At 65.9% G+C, this 20,719-nt stretch carries 18 protein-coding genes; 12 read left to right on the forward strand and 6 right to left on the reverse strand.

Annotated elements, in window-relative coordinates; genetic code table 11:
- Positions 1-57 precede the first annotated feature (57 nt).
- The 7 genes from OCH7691_RS19495 (at position 58) to OCH7691_RS19525 (ending at position 7,243) form a co-directional block, all read left to right on the forward strand.
- Positions 58-1,227, forward strand: a complete 1,170-nt coding sequence (locus OCH7691_RS19495) for an acyl-CoA dehydrogenase family protein (protein WP_217808158.1) — start codon at positions 58-60, stop codon at positions 1,225-1,227.
- Positions 1,228-1,449: 222 nt separating this feature from the next.
- Positions 1,450-2,532, forward strand: a complete 1,083-nt coding sequence (locus OCH7691_RS19500; RefSeq protein ID WP_085885280.1) for a C4-dicarboxylate TRAP transporter substrate-binding protein — start codon at positions 1,450-1,452, stop codon at positions 2,530-2,532.
- Positions 2,520-3,089: a TRAP transporter small permease gene (locus tag OCH7691_RS19505; RefSeq protein ID WP_085885281.1), complete on the forward strand. Its 570-nt coding sequence runs from the start codon at positions 2,520-2,522 to the stop codon at positions 3,087-3,089. The genes OCH7691_RS19500 and OCH7691_RS19505 overlap by 13 nt, the downstream gene beginning before the upstream one ends.
- Positions 3,089-4,432: a TRAP transporter large permease gene (locus tag OCH7691_RS19510; RefSeq protein WP_085885282.1), complete on the forward strand. Its 1,344-nt coding sequence runs from the start codon at positions 3,089-3,091 to the stop codon at positions 4,430-4,432. Before OCH7691_RS19505 ends, OCH7691_RS19510 begins: the two co-directional genes overlap by 1 nt.
- A 53-nt stretch (positions 4,433-4,485) precedes the next feature.
- On the forward strand, positions 4,486-5,763 hold the full coding sequence (locus tag OCH7691_RS19515; RefSeq protein ID WP_217808159.1) for an alpha/beta fold hydrolase: 1,278 nt from the start codon (positions 4,486-4,488) through the stop codon (positions 5,761-5,763).
- Entirely contained in the window at positions 5,760-6,548 is a 789-nt protein-coding gene (locus tag OCH7691_RS19520) for an SDR family NAD(P)-dependent oxidoreductase (RefSeq protein WP_085885284.1), read from the forward strand. Before OCH7691_RS19515 ends, OCH7691_RS19520 begins: the two co-directional genes overlap by 4 nt.
- Positions 6,549-6,673: 125 nt before the next feature.
- Complete coding sequence (locus OCH7691_RS19525) at positions 6,674-7,243, forward strand: MarR family winged helix-turn-helix transcriptional regulator (protein WP_085885285.1); 570 nt, start codon at positions 6,674-6,676, stop codon at positions 7,241-7,243.
- A 6-nt stretch (positions 7,244-7,249) separates the two neighbouring features.
- On the opposite strand, the gene OCH7691_RS19530 is transcribed toward OCH7691_RS19525, so the two are convergent.
- Positions 7,250-8,554, reverse strand: coding sequence for a Rieske 2Fe-2S domain-containing protein (locus OCH7691_RS19530; protein WP_085885286.1), 1,305 nt, complete (start codon positions 8,552-8,554; stop codon positions 7,250-7,252).
- 100 nt (positions 8,555-8,654) lie between these two features.
- Here OCH7691_RS19530 and OCH7691_RS19535 point away from each other — a divergent pair, with 100 nt between their 5' ends.
- From OCH7691_RS19535 to OCH7691_RS19545, 3 genes are read left to right on the forward strand one after another with little or no spacing between them, the layout of a single operon-like run.
- Complete coding sequence (locus tag OCH7691_RS19535) at positions 8,655-9,635, forward strand: PDR/VanB family oxidoreductase (protein WP_085885287.1); 981 nt, start codon at positions 8,655-8,657, stop codon at positions 9,633-9,635.
- Positions 9,619-10,866: a Gfo/Idh/MocA family protein gene (locus OCH7691_RS19540; protein WP_217808160.1), complete on the forward strand. Its 1,248-nt coding sequence runs from the start codon at positions 9,619-9,621 to the stop codon at positions 10,864-10,866. The genes OCH7691_RS19535 and OCH7691_RS19540 overlap by 17 nt, the downstream gene beginning before the upstream one ends.
- Before the next feature lies 1 nt (position 10,867).
- Positions 10,868-11,860, forward strand: coding sequence for a PhnD/SsuA/transferrin family substrate-binding protein (locus OCH7691_RS19545; RefSeq protein WP_085885288.1), 993 nt, complete (start codon positions 10,868-10,870; stop codon positions 11,858-11,860).
- On the opposite strand, the gene OCH7691_RS19550 is transcribed toward OCH7691_RS19545, so the two are convergent.
- Positions 11,857-13,053 carry an NnrS family protein gene (locus OCH7691_RS19550; protein WP_085885289.1) on the reverse strand — a complete coding sequence of 399 codons (1,197 nt, stop codon included), beginning with the start codon at positions 13,051-13,053 and terminating at the stop codon, positions 11,857-11,859. The two genes, OCH7691_RS19545 and OCH7691_RS19550, sit on opposite strands and share 4 nt — an antisense overlap.
- 251 nt (positions 13,054-13,304) lie before the next feature.
- Positions 13,305-14,741, reverse strand: a complete 1,437-nt coding sequence (locus OCH7691_RS19555; RefSeq protein WP_085885446.1) for an NAD-dependent succinate-semialdehyde dehydrogenase — start codon at positions 14,739-14,741, stop codon at positions 13,305-13,307.
- 325 nt (positions 14,742-15,066) lie between these two features.
- Here OCH7691_RS19555 and corA point away from each other — a divergent pair, with 325 nt between their 5' ends.
- A complete protein-coding gene (gene corA, locus OCH7691_RS19560) occupies positions 15,067-16,206 on the forward strand; it encodes a magnesium/cobalt transporter CorA (RefSeq protein ID WP_085885290.1) in 1,140 nt (379 codons plus the stop codon).
- A gap of 16 nt (positions 16,207-16,222) precedes the next feature.
- Here corA and OCH7691_RS19565 read toward each other — a convergent pair whose 3' ends face one another.
- The 3 genes from OCH7691_RS19565 to OCH7691_RS19575 all read right to left on the reverse strand — a co-directional run bounded on the left by OCH7691_RS19565 (position 16,223) and on the right by OCH7691_RS19575 (position 19,144).
- On the reverse strand, positions 16,223-17,032 hold the full coding sequence (locus tag OCH7691_RS19565) for a DODA-type extradiol aromatic ring-opening family dioxygenase (protein ID WP_085885447.1): 810 nt from the start codon (positions 17,030-17,032) through the stop codon (positions 16,223-16,225).
- Positions 17,033-17,126: 94 nt separating this feature from the next.
- On the reverse strand, positions 17,127-17,891 hold the full coding sequence (locus OCH7691_RS19570; RefSeq protein WP_085885291.1) for an SDR family oxidoreductase: 765 nt from the start codon (positions 17,889-17,891) through the stop codon (positions 17,127-17,129).
- A 137-nt stretch (positions 17,892-18,028) separates the two neighbouring features.
- A complete protein-coding gene (locus OCH7691_RS19575) occupies positions 18,029-19,144 on the reverse strand; it encodes a DUF481 domain-containing protein (protein ID WP_085885292.1) in 1,116 nt (371 codons plus the stop codon).
- 239 nt (positions 19,145-19,383) lie between these two features.
- On the opposite strand from OCH7691_RS19575, the gene OCH7691_RS19580 reads away from it, so the two are divergent.
- Positions 19,384-20,718 carry a cytochrome ubiquinol oxidase subunit I gene (locus OCH7691_RS19580; protein ID WP_085885293.1) on the forward strand — a complete coding sequence of 445 codons (1,335 nt, stop codon included), beginning with the start codon at positions 19,384-19,386 and terminating at the stop codon, positions 20,716-20,718.
- Position 20,719: the final 1 nt, after the last annotated feature.

The raw sequence follows: 20,719 nt of genomic DNA on the forward strand, positions 1-20,719 counted from the left end.
GGTCCGTGCACCGTCGCCCGCTGTCCACAATGCCCCGCCCCTGGAAGGAACCGAACCATGATCGATCTGGGATTGACCGAAGACCAGCTCGCCATTCGCGACGCGATCGAGAAGAAATGCCGGAAGTATGACGAAAGCTACTGGCTCGCGCGCGACAACGACGGACGTTTCCCCGATGAGTTCGTCCGCGATTTCGCCGCCGACGGCTGGCTCGGGATCGCCATGCCCGAGGAATATGGCGGTTCCGGCCTCGGCCTGACCGAGGCGTGCGTGATGATGCAGGCGATCACCGAATCCGGCGCCGGATTCTCCGGCGGCGGCGGTATCCACATCAATATCTTCGGACTCAGCCCGGTTGTCGCCTTCGGCACGCCGGAACAGAAGGCGCGCATGCTGCCGCCGCTGATCCGCGGCGAGGACAGGGCGTGTTTCGGCGTGACCGAACCCAATGCCGGCCTCGATACCTCGTCGATCGAGACAAGGGCGGTCCGGGACGGCGACCGCTATATCGTCGACGGCCGGAAGATCTGGACCTCGACGGCCCAGGTCGCCAACAAGATCCTGCTGCTGGCGCGAACCACCCCCCGGGACAAGGCGGCGAAGCCGACGGGCGGCATGTCGCTCTTCTATACCGACCTTGACCGGAAATACGTGGACGTCAAACGGATCGACAAGATGGGCCGCAAGGCGGTGGATTCGAATGCCGTCTTCATCGACGGTCTGCCGATCCCGAAGGAGGACCTGATCGGCGAGGAGGGGCAGGGGTTCAAGTATATCCTGCATGGCATGAACGCGGAGCGGATCCTGATCGGGGCCGAGACCGTGGGGTTCGGTCGCGCCGCCCTGCGCCGCGCCGTTCAGTATGCCAAGGAACGGGTCGTCTTCGGCCGGCCGATCGGCATGAACCAGGGCATTCAGCATCCGCTCGCCGATTCCTGGGCGCAGCTCGAGGCAGCGAACCTGATGTGCTACCAGGCAGCGCGGCTGTTCGACAGCGGCAAGCCCTGCGGGGCCGAGGCCAACGCGGCGAAATACCTGGCGGCCGAGGCGGGGTTCACGGCCTGCGAGCGGGCGGTGCTGACCCATGGCGGCATGGGCTATGCCAAGGAGTATCACGTCGAACGCTATTTCCGGGAGATTTTCCTCGCCAGAATCGCGCCGGTAAGTCGCGAAATGATCCTGAATTTCATCGGAGAGAAGGTTCTGGGGCTGCCGAAATCCTACTGAAACGGGTGGGGTTTCGAGTTCCTGCCAGGCGGCCCGGCAGGAGTGGCTTGACAATACTTAGAAATCTAATAACTTTTTGAGGCGCTTGGATACGAACATGACGGAAGTGGTGTCGAGGCGGAAGACGGTTACACGGCAAAACGTCAAATCTCGCGGCCAACGCGAAGAAGCAGGACCGATCTGGAGTCGGCCGCAATAACCAGGCGATCTGGGAGGAACGAAATGCAGAAGTTCGGACAGAAATTCGGAAAGCGACTCGTCGCGGGTGCGATAGGCGCGCTCGCCGCGACGGTGGTCTTGTCGGGCGCGGCCAATGCCGCGACGACGCTGCGCTGGTCGGACGGCCAGCCAAACCGCGGCGTGAGTTCGGAAACCTTGCAGTGGATGGCCGACGAGGTCGAGAAGCGTACGGCTGGCGATCTCAAGTTCGAGTTTCATTGGGGCGCTGCGCTGTTCCCGTCGAAGTCGGCCGTGAAGGGCGTCGGCGGACGCTCGGCCGATGTCGCGACGATCATCGCGGCCTATACGCCGAAGGAACTGGTCGCCTACAGCATCGGTGACGTGCCGCTGGCGAATTCCGACGTCTGGGTCGGCATGCGCGCCATGTACGAGCTCGCCAACACCCATCCGGTGTTGCAGAAGATGTTCGCCGATCTCAACCTGGTCTATCTCTCCAATCTCACGACCAGCGCCATCGAGATCCTCTGCAAGGACAAGTTCATCACCTCGCTCGACGACTTCAAGGGCACGAAGATCCGGGCGGTCGGACCCTATGGCCGTGTGTTCGAGGAACTGGGCGCCGACGTCGTCCGGCTGAGCCAGGCCAAGGTCTACAGCGCCCTCGATTCCGGCATCGTCGAGTGCAACCAGAACTACATGTACTCGATCGAGGTCTTCAAGCAGTACGAGATCGCCAAGAAGCTGACGAAACTCGACTGGGGCCAGCATCTCGCCTTCGGCATCGTGATGAATCGCGAGGCGCACGAGGAACTGTCGGCGGAGAACCGCAAGGTCCTGCATGAAGTCGCCTCCGATTTCGTCGATCAGTTCTCGCGGCGGATCCAGGAAGCCAACGAGAAGGCACTCGAGCGCATGACGACCGGCGACTCGCCGATCGAGGTCCGGACGATGGATCCGGGCGAGATGGAGAAGCTCAAGGCTAAGGGCATGGAAGCCGTTCACGCCTGGGTCGATCGTGCCAATGAAGCCGGACTGCCGGGGCAGGATATCTTCGACGCCTACATGGCGCTTGTCGCCAAGTACGAGAAGATCCGCGATACCCAAGGCTATCCGTGGACCCGTTAGGGAACGGGGACGCGGACGAGGCCGGGCCCGACGAACGGGTCCGGCCGGGTCCGGCGCCGCTCGCCTGGATCGAGAAGACCGGTGTCGATGTGTCGGCACTCGCGATCATCGTGCTGGGCGTGATCATCACCGTATCGGTTCTGGGACGCACCTTCTTCGGCAAGATGATCCCGGACGACATCGTCATATCCGGTGAATTGATGGTGACGCTTGTTGCCCTTCCCTGGGCCTATGTGACGGCCGACAGGGGCCATGTCGCCGTCGAGGTCTTCACCGACTGGATGTCGCGCGGCGCGCAGGTCTGGCTTGAACTGCTGGCGGTGATCGTCGGCCTCGTCATGGTCGCACCGCTGACCTGGGCGACCGGTGTCGCGCTTTGGCAGGCCTGGGATTTCGGCAGCTATTTCGATGGCGTGCTGTATCTGCCCGAATGGCCCGGGCGGCTGACCTTCTTCATCGGTTTCGCCCTGATGCTGGTGCGATTGCTGTTCATTCTCGTCGGCGATGTCGGGCGCTTGCGCCGTGGCCCCGACGGTCATGACGAGGTCTATTTCTGATGGATCCGTTCCTGCTCGGGACCTGCGGATTTTCCGTGGTCATTCTGCTGCTGATGCTCCGCGTCCCGATCGCTTTCTGTCTGGGATCGGTTGCCGTCGTCTGCACCTTCCTGTTCTACGCCTGGCCGGTGGACGGGGCCTTCGACATGGCCGGCGGCTGGCGCTCGGCGACGACGATCCTGACCTCGAACAGCTTCGACTTCGTGCATTCCTTTGAACTCACGATGGTGCCGCTGTTCATCCTGCTCAGCCAGGTCGCGTTCCATGCGCGGATCACGACCGACATCTATCATTCGGCGCGGATCTGGCTGTCCCGCGTGCCGGGCGGCCTGGCAATCGCCTCCATTCTCGGCTGCGGCGGCTTCTCGGCAATCACAGGCTCGAGCGTTGCCTGCGCCGCGGCGATGGGCAAGATCTGCACGCCCGAGATGCTGCGCTACGGTTACGGGCCTAGGCTCGCGACCTCCTCGGTCGCCGTCGGCGGCACGCTCGGCTCGCTCATCCCGCCGAGTGTCCCGTTCATCCTGTACGGCATCTTCACCGAAACCTCGATCAGCAAGCTTTTCCTCGCCGGCATCCTGCCCGGCCTGATCTCGATCGTCGGCTACATCATCGTGATCATGGTCTGGGTCAAGGTGAACCCGAAGGAAGCGCCGCTCTCGAACGAGGTGCTCAAGCGCGGCGACCGCAGGCGGGCGGCAATGCGCGCCTGGCCGGCGGTCCTGCTGTTCCTCATCATCATCGTCGGGATCTACGGCGGGGTGTTCACGACCACGGAGGCGGCGGCGGTCAGTGCCGCGACCGCGCTGGTCATGGGCATCGCGATGCGCCGCCTGAGCATGGCAGCCATCCTGCTCTCGCTTCGCGAGACCGCCTACCAGACGGCAATGATCTTCCTGATCGCCTTCGGCGCGAAGATCTTCGTCTCGTTCATTTCGCTGACCGGTGTGTCGCCGTGGCTGATCGCGCTGGTCCAGGCCTCCAGCCTGTCAGACTGGACGGTCATCGCGATCCTCTGCCTGGTGTTTCTCGTGCTCGGCATGTTTCTCGACCCGATCGGCATCCTGCTGCTGACCCTGCCGGTCACCGTGCCGCTGGTCGAGCATATGGGCCTCGACCTGATCTGGTTCGGCGTGATCGTCGTCAAGCTGCTGGAAATCGGCCTGATCACGCCACCTGTCGGGCTCAACGCCTTCGTCATCAAGGCGGTAACCAGCCGCGACATCAAGGTGCACACGATCTTCGCGGGAATCTCACGATTCCTCGTCGCCGAGTTCGTCATTCTGGTGCTGCTGCTGGTCTTCCCGGCAATATCGCTGATACTGCCGAATAGCATGAACTGATCGCCAGCGGCGAGGCACGACTGGAACGGGGAACGACAGTGTCGGACAAGGGAATGTTTTCGAAATCCTACTGGCGCGGCACCAAGATCTGCCTGCGCGAGAGCGTCGACGGCTACGCCGTCGGCCGGCCGGTCGCGCTCAACGCCCCGGATACGGCGCGGCTCCGGGGTATCTACTGGACCCCGAAATCGAACCCGTCGCCGAAGGTCGCGGTGATCGCCTCGCACCCGCGGGTCGACTTCTCGGAGCACCACGCCTTTCCCGGCTACCTGAAGGCCGGCTATGCCTGCCTGGGCGCCAATCCCCGCTACGTGAACAACGACTTGGACTGCATCCACGAGAAGATCCTCGTGGACATCGCGACCTACATGGTCTGGCTGAAGCAGCAGGGGGTCGAGAAGATCATCCTGCTCGGGAATTCCGGCGGCGGCTCGTTGTTCTCCTTCTACCAGCAGCAGGCCGTGCTGCCGCCGTCGCGCCGCATCACGCTGACGCCGGGGGGGAAGCGCACCTATCTCGAAAAGACCGAGATGCCGCCGGGCGACGCGCTGATCTACATGGCGGCCCATATCGGCCAGGGGCTGATCATCAACGAGGTGATCGATCCGTCGGTGGTCGACGAACAGGATCCGCTGAAGACCGATCCCGAACTCGACATGTACGATCCCCGGAACGGCTTCGCGCCGCCGCCGGAATGGAGCCGCTACTCGCCCGAGTTCGTGACCCGGTTCCGGGCTGCGCAGCTCGCTCGCGTCCGCCGGCTCGACGCGATCGCGCATGACATGCTGAACGATGGCGAGGCCGCCGGCGCGGTCTGCACCGGGCCGGACTTCGCGAACCTGTCCGCCGACATGCAGCGTCATTTCGTGCGCCGCGAACTCCATCAGCCGATCATGGTGATTCACCGTACGTTGGCCAACCTGCACTATACCGACAACTCCCTCGATCCGTCGCCGCGCGGCTACGGGTCGCTGATCAGTCCGCGTCCGGATCTCGCGAATTTCCAGCGCTTCGGCTTCGCCCGCGTCATGTCGCCGGACGGCTGGCTGTCCACGTGGTCCGGCCTGTCGTCGAACGCGAGCGTGCCGAAGACAGCGGGCTCGGTAACCGTGCCGGCGCTGGTGATCCATGCCGCACGCGATCTGGATATCTATCCGATTACCCATTCCCGCACGATCTACGAGGCGCTCGGCGCGTCCGACAAGGCGCTCTGGGATATTCCCGACGCGCTCCACTATTTCGATCCGGCCACGCCGGACGAGGGCAACCGGACGCTGGACGGCGTGATGGCCCGGCTGACCGAATGGACGGCTGAACGGTTCCCGGTATGAGCGGCAGGCTTGCGGACCGGACGGCCCTGATCACCGGCGCGGGTAGCGGCATCGGGGCCGCCTCCGCCCGCCTGTTCGCGGCCGAGGGCGCGAATGTCATCGCCTGCGATATCGACGGGAACGCCTGCCGGGAGACCGCTGCGGCGATCGCATCGGCCGGCGGATCGGCGATCGCGCACCCGTTCGACGTTTGCGACGAGGATGCCTGGCGGGATGCCTTTGCCGCCGGGGCGGCGCGCTTCGGACGCGTCGATGTGCTGATGAACTGTGCTGGACTGTTCGACGGCGAGGCGCTCGAGGATGCAACCGTCGCGGCCTTCGAGCGGGTCGTCGCGGTCAATCTGAAGGGCGTCTTCCTCGGTTGCCGGGAGGCGATCCGGCACATGAAGTCGCGGCCGGCGAACCTGCCGTGGGCGTCCCTGATCAACGTCTCGTCGACGGCCGGATTCGTCGGTACCGCCCGGTCCGGAATCTACACCATGACCAAGGGCGGGGTCCGGCTGTTCTCGAAGGCGGTCGCGGTCGAGGCGGCGGAGTTCGGCTATCCGGTGCGCTGCAATTCGCTGCATCCGGGCGGCACCGAAACCGGCATGTTCGATGATATCCTGGCTGCCCGTGGCCTCACCCGTGAACAGCATCGCGAGGCGGCAAGAACCCGCAATCCGCTCGGCCGGATGGCGCAACCGGACGAGATCGCCAACGGGGCGCTGTTTCTTGCGAGCGATGAATCGGCCTTCATGACCGGCAGCGAACTGGCTCTCGACGGCGGCTACGCCGCCCGATGATCGCCTTCCTGCTGGCATCCGCCGCAGGCTGGTTGTATGGCTAGGACGTGAATCCTGGAGCCGGTTGATCGACTGGTTCGGCATCGCGCCCGGGTGGCGCGGCATCTGAGAATAGAGAGCGCAAGATGGCGGAACGGCCCGCGCCGCCGGGCAAGTCGGCGGCTGCCTACAACACGACACTGGCGATCCTCGAGCATTGGGAGCGGGACAGACCCGGCGACCGGCTCGCGCATCTGGTTCGCGATCTGTCGCGATGCTTCACGCGCGCGCTGCAATTGCGGCTTGCGGACTTCGACGTTTCCTTCGGGCACTGGATGTTCCTGCGCGCGCTCTGGAAGAAGGACGGCGTGACGCAACGCGAATTGTCCATCACGGTCGGCCTGATGGAGCCGACGACCCATACCGCGCTGATCCGGATGGAGGAACTCGGCTATGTCGTCCGCCGGCGCAAGGACGGCAACCGGCGGAAGCATTTCATCTACCTGACCGACGAGGGCAAGGCGCTCGAGGAGAAGCTTGTCCCGCTTGCCGAGGAGGTGAACAGGATTGCCGCCGACGGCGTCGACGCGGACGCGATGGCGGTCATCCGGACCGGTCTGCTGCGCATGGTGAAGAATCTGGCCGAGGACGAGGCGGCAGCGCTCGCCGCCGGTCGGAGCCTGCCGTCGACGCGAAGCCTCGGCCAGCGCGTCTGAGGCGCCTCAGGAGGCCCGCTGCGCCGTCGCCGAAAGTATCGCCCGTTCCGCCTCGGTGGTGCCGAATTCGAGCCAGTCGCGGCCCTTCTCGACGATTCCTTCGAACGAGGAGATCTCCCGGTGGGGAATGCCGGGTTCGGTCGTGCCGATCGCCGGCGCGTTGCCCTCGGCGAACCGGCGGACGGCATCGACCATCAGGCGCCGGAACTCGACGACGGCAATATCGCTGCCGCCGAGCCGGTCGGTGCTGCGGTCGGTGATCGGGCCCATGCTCACCCACATCGACATGTCCTGGTTGGGGATGCCGTCGATTCCGGTGAAGTTGCCGGCCCGCATCGCCTCGCGATCCTGCATGAAGTCGTTCTCGAGAGTCCGTCGCGGCGTGAAGTCGTCGTTCAGGTCGACGCCCGGAACGGCGTGGTTGAAGGCCCGCCAGGTGTCCTGATCGACGCAGTCCTCGCCGCCCCACGCGAGGAAATAGAACCAGGTGCTGGTATTGTCGGCCGGCACGTTGATGCTTGCCACGTTGTAGGACGAGTTCGGCGGGATCAGCGAAATGAAGGGCGCGACATAGACCGTCACCCTTGCATAGTCGTGCGTGCGGGCATTCTGGATCGGCCGGCGCAACGCGACATAGCGGAAGCCGTAGGGCGTCTCGCGGCTCAGCATACGCGGTGACTTGTCGGTCGACGGGCGGGTCCAGTTGGTTTCCGTTGCGCCGGCGCCGGCGACCCGGGCCGGCACCATGTCGGAGGAATGCAGGTTCGAGGAATGGGCGGAATCGATCTGCCCCTCCTGGATCTGCGCCCAGTTGCAGGGGATCCGGATCTTCAGGATCGACACCGGGGTGCCCTCGACCGGCGAGAATGGCGGGCGCTGGAACGCGGGCCGGCTTTCCGGCGGTCCCATGTAGGCCCAGACGAAGCCGCCGCATTCCTCGACCGGATAGGCCTTGATCCGGGTCTTCTCCTTCAGCGGGCTGCCCTCGGGCTCGGACGGCATCTCGACGATCCGGCCCGCGACGTCGAACTTCCAGCCGTGATAAAGGCAGCGCAACCCGCAATTCTCGTTCCGCGCATAGGCCAGCGATGGACCCCGGTGCGGGCAGAACTCGTCGATCAGGCCGACCTTCCCGTCGCTGTCGCGGAAGGCGACCAGATCCTCACCGAGAAGGCGGACCCGCCTGGGCTTGCCGTCGACTTCCAGCTCCTCCGACAGCAACGCCGGAATCCAGTGTCGACGCATCAGGGCGCCCATCGGCGCGTCGCCTTCGACTTCGCATAGCAGAGCGTTTTCCTGCGGCGTCAGCATGTCGGCCCTCTAACATGAATTAGATATCTAATTATTTCTAGACATAAGCGGCGCTGTTGTCCAGTGTTGCGGGAGATTGAACGGTCGGCAGATACCACGGATGAACGAGACGGACGGCATGGCGGCGCCGGCAGGCGGGGAACTCACCCCGGTTCTGGTGACGGAGAAGCGGATCGCGGCGAACGATGTCTGCGTCATGCGGCTCGCATTGCCGAATGGTCCGCCGATGCTCCCCTTCACGCCGGGCGCTCATATCCCGGTACGCACACCGTCCGGGGCGATGCGGACCTACTCGCTCGCCAACGATCCGGCCGAACGGGACCATTACGAGATCGGTGTGAAGATCGAGCGCGAGGGGCGAGGCGGATCGCTGTCGATGGCCGAGAAGCTCGACGCCGGCGACATGCTGGAGATCGGCGCCCCGCGCAACGATTTCGAACTGGTTCCGGCGGGGCGCTATCTGTTCATCGCCGGCGGTATCGGGATCACGCCGATCATGTCGATGTGCCGGTCGCTGCGGCGCCGCGGGGATGTCGAGTTCCGGCTGATCTACTGCACCCGCAGCCCGGCCGAGACGGCCTTTCTCGACGTTGTCGGGGAGAACTGGCTGGCGGAGCGCACCCTGCTGCATCATGATCGCGGCGATCCGGCCGCGATATACGACTTCTGGCCCGAGCTGGAGACCGCCGACGATCGCCATGTCTACTGCTGCGGCCCGAAGCCGATGCTGGAGGACATACGCGACATGAGCGGACACTGGCCGGTGCACCAGGTCCATTTCGAGGATTTCCTGCCCGTGGTCGCGGTTCGCGAGGGCGATCGGGAATTCACTGTCGAGCTGTCCCGGTCGGGCCGTGTCATCACCATCCCGGCGGACCGGAGCGTACTCGAAACGCTGCGTGACGCCGGGCTCGATCTCCGTTCGTCGTGCGAGAGCGGGACCTGCGGGACCTGTCGGACGCGCGTGGTATCCGGCGAACCGGAACATCGCGATCTTGTCCTGACCGATCAGGAACGCAAGAATTCGATGATGATCTGCGTTTCACGGGCGCGCGGGGGCAAGCTTGTCCTCGACCTCTGACGGCCCGCGCGGGTCCGGCGCTGGCCCGGTCGGCATCGGCGTCGCCGGGCTCGGCCGCGCCTTCATGCTGACCCTGCCGTCGCTGCTGAAGGACGCGCGGTTCCGCCTAGCCGGGGGGTTCGACCCCCGCGAAGAGGCCATGCGGGCTTTCACGGATGCGTTCGGCGGCGGCGGTCATGACAGCCTGGACGCGATGCTCGCCGATCCCGCCGTCGAGGTCGTCTACGTCGCCAGTCCGCACGAATTGCACGCGGACCAGGCCTGCGCCGCGCTCGAGGCCGGCAAGCAGGTCCTGCTCGAGAAACCGATCGCCGAGAGCCTCGAGGCAAGCCGCCGGATCGTCGCGACCGCGTGCCGCACGGGCGGGCGGGTGATCGTCGGCCCGGCGCACAGTTTCGATGCACCGGTGCTTGCCTGCCTCGATCTCATCCGCAGCGGTCGCTTCGGCAAGGTGCGACTGGTCCAGATGACGACCTATACCGATTTCATGCACCGCCCGCGACGACCGGAGGAACTCGACAGCGCCCGGGGTGGCGGCGTCGTCTTCAGCCAGGGGGCGCATCAGGTCGATATCGTGCGGCTGCTGGCGGGCGGACTGACGCAGGCAGTCTCGGCCAACGCCGGAAACTGGGATCCCGAGCGGCCGGGCGAGACCGCCTACAGCGCGCTCCTCCGTTTCCGTGGCGGCGCCAGCGCCAGCCTGACCTATTCCGGACACGGTCATTACAACAGCAACGAGCTGCATGACTGGATCGACGAGCTTGGCTGGCCGCGGGCGCCGGAGCAGGCATTCGGCGCCCGCCACCGACTGCGCCAGGGGCTGGCATCGACCGACGAGCTTGCGCTCAAGAATGCCCGCACCTTCGGCTTCGCGCCGATCCCCGACGCGGCCCCGGAAAACGAGCATTTCGGCCAGGTGATCGTCAGCCTGGACGGCGCCGATATAGCTGTTACGCCGCGCGGACTGACGATTTATGACGATGAGAGACTGACGACGATGCCGCTGCCGCTGCCCGAAGGCGCGGGCCCGCGCTGGCCCGTTCTCGACGCGGTGTGGAACATGGCGCGCGGCGGACCGCCCGCGATCCAGGACGCGGCCTGGGGGCACGCGACGCTGGCAGTTTGCGTCGGCATTCCTGAGGCCGCCGCCACCGACCGCTGGCTGCCGCTCGCCGACCAGGTCGCGGTTCCCGATCATCCCAACCTCGACCAACCCGAGACGGAGACATGATGTGAGCAAGCTCAGGCTTTCGATCGCGATCGGCGACTATGACCGCAATCGCGCCCTGCTGGACGGCCGGGTGCAGATCGACGGCGTCGATCCGATCTTCATGGCGTTGTCGCCGGAGGAAATGTTCTTCCGCGCTTTCCGTCACCAGGATTTCGACATCAGCGAGGTCTCTTTCGCGAGCCAGCTCGTCAGCATGGCGCAGGACCGTTCGCAGTATCAGGCTCTGCCGATCTTCCTGTCGCGGGCCTTCCGGCACAGCTCGATCTATATCCGCACCGACAAGGGGATCGAGAGCCCGGCCGATCTGCGTGGCCGTTCGATCGGCATCGCCGAGTACCAGCTCAGCGCGAATGTCTGGGCCCGTGCGCTGCTCGAGGACGAGTACGGCGTTCGCCCCGCCGAGATCCGCTGGGTGCGCGGGGGAATGAACACCGCCGGCCGTCCCGAGAAGCTCAAGGTCGAACTGCCGCCAGAGATCCGGATCGACAACGCCCCGGACGACCGCTCGCTCGACGATCTCCTGTCGGCCGGCGAGATCGACGGCTTCATCGGGCCGCGTTCGCTCAGGTGCTTCGACGACGGCCACCCGAAGGTAGCCCGCCTGTTCGGCAACGGCGTCGAGGTGGCGAGCGCCTACTGGCGAAAGACCGGGATCTTTCCGATCATGCATCTGCTCGGCGTCAGGCGGGAGCTGTTCGAGGCCCATCCCTTCCTCGGCGGGGCGCTGATGAAGGCTTTCACCCGGTCGAAGCAGTTTGCCGAGGAGATGCTGTCCGATACCTCGGCGACCAAGGTGACGATGCCGTTCGTCGAGGACCATCTGGCCGAGGCCAGGCGGCTCATGGGGCGGGACTTCTGGTCATACGGCGTCGCCGGCAACGAGAAGACCATCAAGGCGTTCCTCGATCACCATCACCGGCAGGGCCTGTCGTCGCGCCGGATCGCGCTCGACGAACTGTTCCCCGCACGGGTCAGGGAAAGCTACAGCCTCTAGGCCTTGCGGCGGGTCACGAAGAGCGGTCCGTAGAGCACGACGAAGCCGAGAAAGGCAACGATCCAGGCGCAGCCCGCGACCGCCAGAAGGAGGTCGTAGGCGTCGGGCAGCAATGCCGCGCCGACGCGGGTAACGGCGGCGAGCAGGATTGCCACATAGACGACGATCGTGCCGCGCCCGGCGGTCAGTGGCCGCCCGCTGTGGCCGAGCGTCGCACGGGTCATCACCGCGAGCGTCATGGTGCCGACGGCGCCGACGGCCAGCGCGTGCAGGCCGGCGCTCTGCGGGACGGCGGACAGGATCGCGGCGAGACCGAGCAGCAACAGGCCGACGGGGATCCAGAGATAGCCCACATGGAGCACCCAGAGCAGCGCTTCCGGCCCGGTCGCCTTACCCTGCCAGCGGGCGACGCGGGCCACCTGCGCGAGCGCCGCGACGATGGCCAGCCAGCCGAAGACGGGGCTGCCGGGGATCGCGACGAACAGGGCCATGGCGAGGATCGTCGTCGCCAACGCCGCCTTGTCGACGATCCCGAACGGCGCGGGAAGCGCCGAACCAGCCCGCTTGGCGAGCCAGTTGCGGGTGAAACTCGGCACGATCCGGCCGCCGACAAGGGCGATCAGCAGGGTGAAGACCGCGAGGCCGAGGCGCCAGCCGGCGCCCTCCAGATCCATGACGCCGGCCGCCTCCAGATGCATGGCGAGGTTGCCGATCAGCAGGACCAGCAGGGCCACGACCATCGGCAGGTTCCGCCAGTTCCGCCCGGCCAGGATCTCGCGCCCGACGACAAGTACGAGGGCGACCGGGAAGGCGAGGTCGACAAGCGCCGTCGGACCGGCGCCGAGCCAGTCGGAGATCTGGAAGACGACGCGACCGGCGAGCCAGAGGAACACAAGGCCGAACAGCGGCAGCCCGCTGAGCGGCAGGCGGCCGGTCCAGTTCGGGATCGCGGTCAGCAGGAATCCGGCAAGCACGGCGGTCGCATAACCGTAGAGCATCTCGTGCGCATGCCAGGAAAGCGGCGGGAAGGCCGAAGCGGCCGGGTCGGCACCATCGAGCATGGCAAGCCAGAGCCCGATCGCGAGGATCGCCCAGAGCCCGGCGCCGAGGAAGAAGGGGCGGAAGCCCTGGGTCAGGATCGCCGGCGCGGCGACGTGGCTCCGGCGCAGTCCGGCCGTTGATTCCGCGCTCATGGCCGTCTTTCCGTGGTGTACATCGACTTTCTCCAAGACTTCATCCTGAAGCCGCAACGGGCGCCGGTCAGGCGGCGAACGCCCGAGCGCGCCATCCAGCGGCAATTCAACCGGTAATATTGTCGTGTCGCGGCAAAAGGATAGTCCGACCGCGCGAACTGCGAATTGCGTCAGCGCAAATCCGGCGGGCTTGCGAAAGAAAAAAGGGCGCCCCGAGGGACGCCCTTTCGCAAGCCGCATGCTGCAGCCAGTCAGCCGGTCTGGGTGACGAAGCGGGTGTCGAGATAGGCCTCCAGTGCGTCGGCGCCGCCTTCGGTGCCGTAGCCGGAATCCTTCACGCCGCCGAACGGGACCTCGGCCAGCGCCAGGCCGACGTGATTGATGGTCAGCATGCCGGCCTCGACACTGGCGCCGAGCGCCTCCTGGGTCTTGGCCGAGCCGGTAAAGGCATAGGCCGCAAGACCGAAGGGCAGCCGGTTGGCCTCGGCGATCGCCTCGTCGAAATCGGTGAAGCGGTTGACGATGGCGAGCGGGCCGAACGGCTCCTCGTTCATCACGCGCGCGTCGACGGGCACATTGGCGAGCACGGTGGGCTGGAAGAAATAGCCCTTGTTGCCGATCCGCTCACCGCCGCAGGCGAGTTCGCCGCCCTGCTGCACCGCATCGGCGATGAAGCCCTGCAGGGCCGGGATGCGGCGCTCGTTGGCGAGCGGACCCATCTGGGTTTCCTTGTCGAGGCCGTTGCCGACGCGGGTCTTGCTGGCGGCGGCGACGAAGCCCTCGGTGAAGCGGTCGGCGACCGCGTCCTGGACCAGGAAACGGGTCGGCGAGACGCAGACCTGGCCGGCATTGCGGAACTTGGTCGCGGCCATCACCTTGATCGCCTTGTCGACATCGGCGTCGTCGAAGATCATCACCGGCGCGTGGCCGCCGAGTTCCATCGTCGCCCGCTTCATGTGCTGGCCGGCGAGCGCGGCAAGCTGCTTGCCGACCGGGGTCGAGCCGGTGAAGGAGATCTTCCGGATCACCGGATGCGGGATCAGATACTCGGAAATCTCCGCCGGAACGCCGTAGACGAGGTTGATGACGCCGTCGGGCACGCCCGCATCGACAAAGGCGCGGATCAGTTCCGCCGGCGAGGCCGGGGTCTCTTCCGGGGCCTTGACGATGATCGAGCAGCCCGTCGCGATCGCCGCGGAAAGCTTGCGCACGACCTGGTTGATCGGGAAGTTCCACGGCGTGAAGGCGGCGACCGGGCCGACCGGGACCTTGACCGTCATCTGGGTGACGCCGCGGCCACGCGCCGGGATGATCCGGCCATAGGTGCGGCGGGCCTCCTCGGCGAACCACTCGATGACCTCGACACCGCCGAGCACCTCGCCGATCGCCTGGTTGAGCGGCTTGCCCTGCTCGCGGGTCATCATCCAGCCGATCGCCTCCTTCCGCTCGCGCAGCAGGCCGGCGGCCTTGCGCATGATCTTGGCGCGGTCATGGGCCGAGGTCTCACGCCAGATGCGGAAGCCCTTGTCGGCGGCGGCCAGTGCGGCATCGAGATCGTCCCGCGTGGCATGCGCGACCTGGCCGATAACTTCTTCGGTTGCCGGATCGAGGACGGGGATCGTCTTGCCCTCAACACCGTCGCGCCACTGGCCGTCGATGTGCAGCTGTACGTTGGGATAGGTTTGCATCGGGTTCACTCGCTTCTCTGTCGCCGGGGCGACGCTGATTGAATTCGGATTCCGGCCCTGCCGGGGTGCCTTCTTCTAGCGAAATGTAGGGTGCCGGGTCGAGTCCCGGAAACGGAAACCACTTTCGCGGGAACGCGGGGCTTGTCATGGAACGAACCGGCGAACGAGTTGTCGCCCCGTGGCCGGCGGGATAGGTTGCAGGGGAGTCGCGACCGCCCCGGGGCAATCCGATGGCGGGATTGCGCTCATATCTGGCGATTGCGCGGAGCGGTAGCAGCGTGCGGCAACAAGGCGGGAATTTCAGGCTTCCGACGCGGAGACGGCCGTGAGCAGCCGGCGGAATGGGCTCAGGAGTCGACGCCGCGCCCCGCCCGGAAGTTCGCCGGGCGTCCTGATCGCCGACCCGCAGGCGGTCCGCTCGCAGGTCAGCCTGTTCGGATATGGCGACGATCGCCTGATCGAGCGGGACAATGTCAGCCTCGCCGACATCGAGGCGCTCAAGGGCACGGTGCCGAATCTCTGGGTCAATGTCGACGGGCTCGCCGATATCGCGCTCATCAAGGCGCTCGGTGAGCTTTTCGGTCTGCACGACCTGGCGCTCGAGGATGTCGTCAACCTGCACCAGCGGCCCAAGGCGGATCAGTACGAGGATCACATCTTCGTTGCGACGCGCATGGTTGCCGCCGAGCCGCGGCCAAGAACCGAGCAGGTGTCGATCTTCATCGGCGCCGATTTCGTGCTCACCTTCCAGGAGCGGCCGGGCGACTGCCTCGACCCGGTACGGGCGCGGATTCGCCAGCACAGGGGCCGCATACGCCAGTCCGGCAGCGACTATCTCGCCTATGCCCTGATCGATGCGGTGATCGACGCCTTCTTTCCGGTGCTCGAGGATTTCGGCGAACGGCTCGAGATGATGGAGGATGAGGTGGTTACCCGGCCCGAACCGGGCATGATCGAACGCCTTCACGACATGAAACGCGACCTCCTGAACCTCCGCCGGGCGATCTGGCCGCATCGGGAAATGCTCAACACCCTGATCCGCGACGAGACGCCGCTGATCACCGACCAGACCCGGATCTATCTCCGCGACTGCTATGACCACACGGTCCAGTTGATGGATATCGTCGAGACCTATCGGGAGATCGCCTCGGGCCTTGTCGACGTCTATCTCTCGAGCATGAGCACCCGGCTCAACGACATCATGAAGGTGCTGACGATCATCGCCACCATCTTCATCCCGCTCGGCTTCATTGCCAGCCTGTACGGCATGAACTTCGATCGCACTGTCTCGCTCTGGAACATGCCGGAGCTTGGCTGGCGCTACGGCTATCCGGCGTCCCTGTTGCTGATGCTCGCGACGGCGGGCGGGCTGCTCTACTACTTCCGCCGGCGCGGCTGGCTCGGCTCCCGCCGCAAGCGCACCCGCGAGCCGAAAACAGGGCACGACACGAAAAGCCAGGGCTGAGGCATTCGCCCGACCGTCAGAAACCGAATTCGAAGCACGATATGTGCTTGCCGCCGATCGGCTCGCCATAGCTGCGGCGGCCGATATCGTCGCCCGCGGCTCCGGCCACGACCATGAGCGGCAGCAGATGCTCCTCGCGCGGATGGCAGACGCGGGCAGAGGGCGCCCGCTCCCACTCGGTAAGCCCCGCGTTCCGGGCCTGCGGCGCGGCGGTTGCCGTGGCCGTCAGCCAGTCGTCGAAGGCGCGGGACTGGCGGCCATCGCCGTCATGGAACAGGCGCAGATTGTGGTAGCTGTTGCCGCTTCCGACGATGGCAACGCCCTGGTCGCGAAGCGGCGCAAGCGCCCTGCCGATGGCGATATGGGCGGCCGGGTCGAGATCCTGCCGCAGCGAGAGCGTGACGACCGGAATGGCGGCGTCGGGGTCGATGATCAGGAACGGTACGAAGACGCCGTGATCGAAACCGCGCTCGCCGTCGGCGGCGCTGCGAATGCCGGCCTCGTCGAGCAGCCGCCGCGCCTCGGCCGCGATCGCCGGCGCGCCGGGCGCCGGGTAATCGAGTTCGTAGGTGATCTTCGGGAAGCCGTAATAGTCGAACAGCATACCCGGCGCCGGGGCTGTGCCGACGGTCGGCATCGCGCCCTCCCAATGGGCGGATATCACGAGGAATGCCTCGGGCCGGGCGGGCAGCCGTTCGACGATACCGGCCAGGTATGCCTCAAGGCCGTCGAAGGCGCCGGGCCCGAAAGGCGGCGGGAAGTCGATCCAGAAGCAGGGACCGCCGCCGTGCGAGATATACAGGGCAGGCTGGCGTGTGACGGTCATGGTTTTCTCCTGCGGCAGGGGCGCCACGATTAACCGGGAGAGATAAATCGCGGCGCCGGTCCGGAAAACCACCGATCGGGAAACAGACTGTCCGTCAGACCGGCAAGCCGATCCGCCGTCGCGATTCCGGCTCGCGAAGCACCAGGTCCTCGCCCGCGATATCACTGGCGTCCTTGGTGCAGAGCCAGGCGATCGCCTTCGCCACCCATTCCGCGGGAATATGCACGGACGGGTCGAGCTGGCTCACCGGATTGATGCCGGAGGCCTTGATCAGGACTTGCATTTCGGTCGCGACGGTGCCCGGGCTCAGGCCGCAGACGCGGATCCCCTTCTCGCGATATTCCTTGTCGGCGCAGCGCGTCAGGGAGAGCACCGCCGCCTTGGTCGAGCAATAGTGGCTCCAGCCTTCGAGCGCGCCGGTCGCCGCGCCCGAGGAGAGGTTGACGATGACGCCGGAACCCTGCGCCTCCATCACCGGGATCGCCGCCCGGAGGCCGTGATAGACGCCCTTGTAGTTGATGTCGACGACCCGGTCCCATTCCGCCGGGTCGGACGCGCCCAACCGGGCGATCGGTTCGATGACGCCGGCATTGTTGACAAGAATATCGAGCCGGCCGAACGTGTCCCGGCAGCGATCCACGAGACCCGCAACAGGGGTGTAATCGGCGACGTCGCATGCCACGGCCTCGGCCTTGCCGCCCTTGCCGCGAATCTCGGCGGCGATCGCCTCGATCTCGCCGGTCGAGCGCGCGGCCAGCAGTACCGCGACCCCGGCTTCGCCGAACAGACGCGCCGTCGCCGCGCCGATGCCCCGGCTGGCGCCGGTGATGATGGCCGCCTGGCCACGCAATTCCTGCATTCCTCGCTCCTGCTTCCCTGTTTGCGGCGTGCCCGCCCGTTCCCCGGCCGAAGGCTCGGGACGGATCGCACGCGATCATCGTCTACGCATAACGGGCGCGGGCCGGCGATGGTAGCCCCCGGATCGGGATTTCGTGCTCAGAAGTCGTGCACGAGCGCGAAGCTGACAAGGCTCGTGGTCGCAGTGCCGGCGGGCGGCGGGTTGCTCAGATAGCGGAATTCGTAGGACAGCCTGGCCGAAAGGTCCTCGACCACCTGCAGGTCGAGGGCGGTCAGATTCCGCGCCTGGGCCTGCTCCTCGATGCTGGCGGTGCCGCTGCTGACGACGGTGACTTCGCTGCGCCCGACGAACAGGCTGGTTTCGTTGGACAGCTGCGCGTTGTCGGATATCGCCCAGTCGATGGCGATGCCGAGACGGCCCAGCAACTCGTTGGCGAGATCGCCGTCGTCGCTCTTCTTGCTCTGCCGCAACGCCGGTCCGGCCTCGAAGTCGAAGGTGAAATCCGGCCCGTCGAACAGGCGGTAGCCGATCCCGCCGCCTTCCGTGACCTGATAGTCATATCCGCTGAAACGGTCGTCATGATAGGTCGCGATTCCGAAGCCGTAGAAGCGGTCGGAGAAATCGTATTGCGAGCGGGCGCGCACCGCATGTCGCCGCGTATTCGTTGTACCGTCCGCGCGGCCATAGTCGAAGTTGCCGCGCAGCGAATGCGTCCAGTCCACGCTTCGCGAGACGACCCGTCCGGCAAGCGAACCGTTGACCGCGCTGGAGACACCGGACAGATAGCTGCCGCCGACTGACATCTCGCCGTAGAGCGTGGACGGCGTCTCTGTGGGGCCGCTGTCGGAGGCGACCGTATCGGTTTCATCCGCAGCCGTCGGGGCGCCGTCGTCCGCCGCCATGTCCAACTGGATGTCCGGAAAGATCGCCGCGGCCCGGGCGACCACGTCCGGCGCTTCCGCGGGCGCCAGTCGATGGAGGTCGGCGATGATGTCGGATGCGTTGTCCATGTCGCGGGCGATGGCCGCGATGACAATGGCGTTCAGCGCCACGTCGTTGTTTTCCCGGGCGGCGCGAACCAGGGCCGTTTCCTCGCGGGGATCGAGGCCGCTCGCGTCCGAGGCGGCAAGGGCGACCATCGGCGCGGCAACCCAGAATGGAACCGACAGGACCGCCAGCGCGTTGATCAACGCGACGGGGGAGCGCGGGAAGATCCTGGCCCCCCGGTTGTCAGATTTCCCTGCTGTCCCCATGAAAAATCCCGACACGCGACCACTACACTTCACAAGACGACGGTACTTCGCGGCGGCATTTCGCCTGCCTGTCGGCACCCGGACGACGACATGACGTCGTTTACCATGCCATATTGCCGAAAGGGCGCCACCCGATGCAAGCTTCGCCGGAACCGGTTAAGTCTTCGTGTGCTGGCGGCGATTATCGTCGGTCCGGCTGATCCGGCCGGCGTCGCCGGGCTGCGTTCGGGGGACGGCTGATGGAACTCGACCCGGTCCTGCTCTCCCGGCTGCAGTTCGCCTGGCTGATCGGCTGGCATATCCTGATGCCGGCGCTGACCGTCGGACTCGCCTCCTATATCGCGCTGCTGGAAGGCGCCTACCTGGTGACCGGCCGGGCGCGCTACCTGCGGATCTCGACATACTGGATCAAGGTGTTTGCCGTCGCCTTCGGAATCGGCGTGGTGTCCGGGGTCATCCTGCCGTTCCAGTTCGGTACCAACTGGAGCCGCTTCGCGGATGCGACCGCGGACGTGCTGGGCCCGCTCTTCGCCTACGAGGCGCTGAGCGCATTCTTCCTCGAGGCGTCGTTCCTCGGAATCCTGCTGTTCGGCCGCAAGCTGGTGCCGCAATGGGTGCATTTCGCCTCGGCGGTGATCATCGCCGCCGGCACGCTGTTCTCGTCCTTCTGGATCATCGCCGCCAACAGCTGGATGCAGACCCCGGCCGGTTTCGAGATCGTCGACGGCCGCTTCCTGCCGACAGACTGGTTCGAGATCGTCTTCAATCCGTCCTTTCCCTATCGGTTCGCCCATACCGTCGTGGCGTTCTACGTGACGACAGGGTTCGTCGTCACCGGCGTCGCTGCCTGGCTGATCCGGAAGGGTCGGGCGCGCGACGATGCCAAGGTGATGCTTTCGATGACGCTCTGGCTGCTGAGCCTTCTGGTGCCGCTGCAGATCCTGCTCGGCGACCTGCACGGTCTCAATACGCTTGCACATCAGCCGGCCAAGGTCGCGGCGATCGAGGGGCGCTGGGAGACCGAGGCGGCGTTCCCGCTCACCCTCTTCGCGATTCCGGACGAGGAGAGTGAGAACAACCGATATGCCGTCGATGTTCCCCGGCTCGGCAGCCTGATCCTGACCCATCGTGGCGACGGCACGATCAAGGGGCTGAGGGAATGGCCGAAAGAGGACCGCCCGCCGGTCGCGGTTCCCTTCTTCGCCTTCAGGATAATGGTCGGAATCGGCGTCCTGATGCTGGTCCTGATCGGCGCGAGCTGGTGGCTCCGCGCACGCGGCCGGCTATACGAAAGCCCGTGGTTCCTGCGCGCCGCGATCGGCTTCATCCCGCTCGGCTTCGTCGCCGTGCTGGCCGGCTGGACGACCACAGAAGTCGGGCGCCAGCCATGGACGGTCTACGGCCTGATGCGGACCGTCGATTCAGTGCCGCCGGCACTGACCGGCGGCGAGGCGCTGACCTCGCTTCTCGCCTATATGGCGGTCTATCTGGTCGTCTTTCCAACCGGTTTCCTTGTCATGGCGCGATTCCTCCGGGACGGTCCGGCGGCCTTGCCGGAAAAGGGTGACGAATGAG

The organism is Oceanibacterium hippocampi, assembly GCF_900172325.1.
GTDB classification, from domain to species: domain Bacteria; phylum Pseudomonadota; class Alphaproteobacteria; order Sneathiellales; family Sneathiellaceae; genus Oceanibacterium; species Oceanibacterium hippocampi.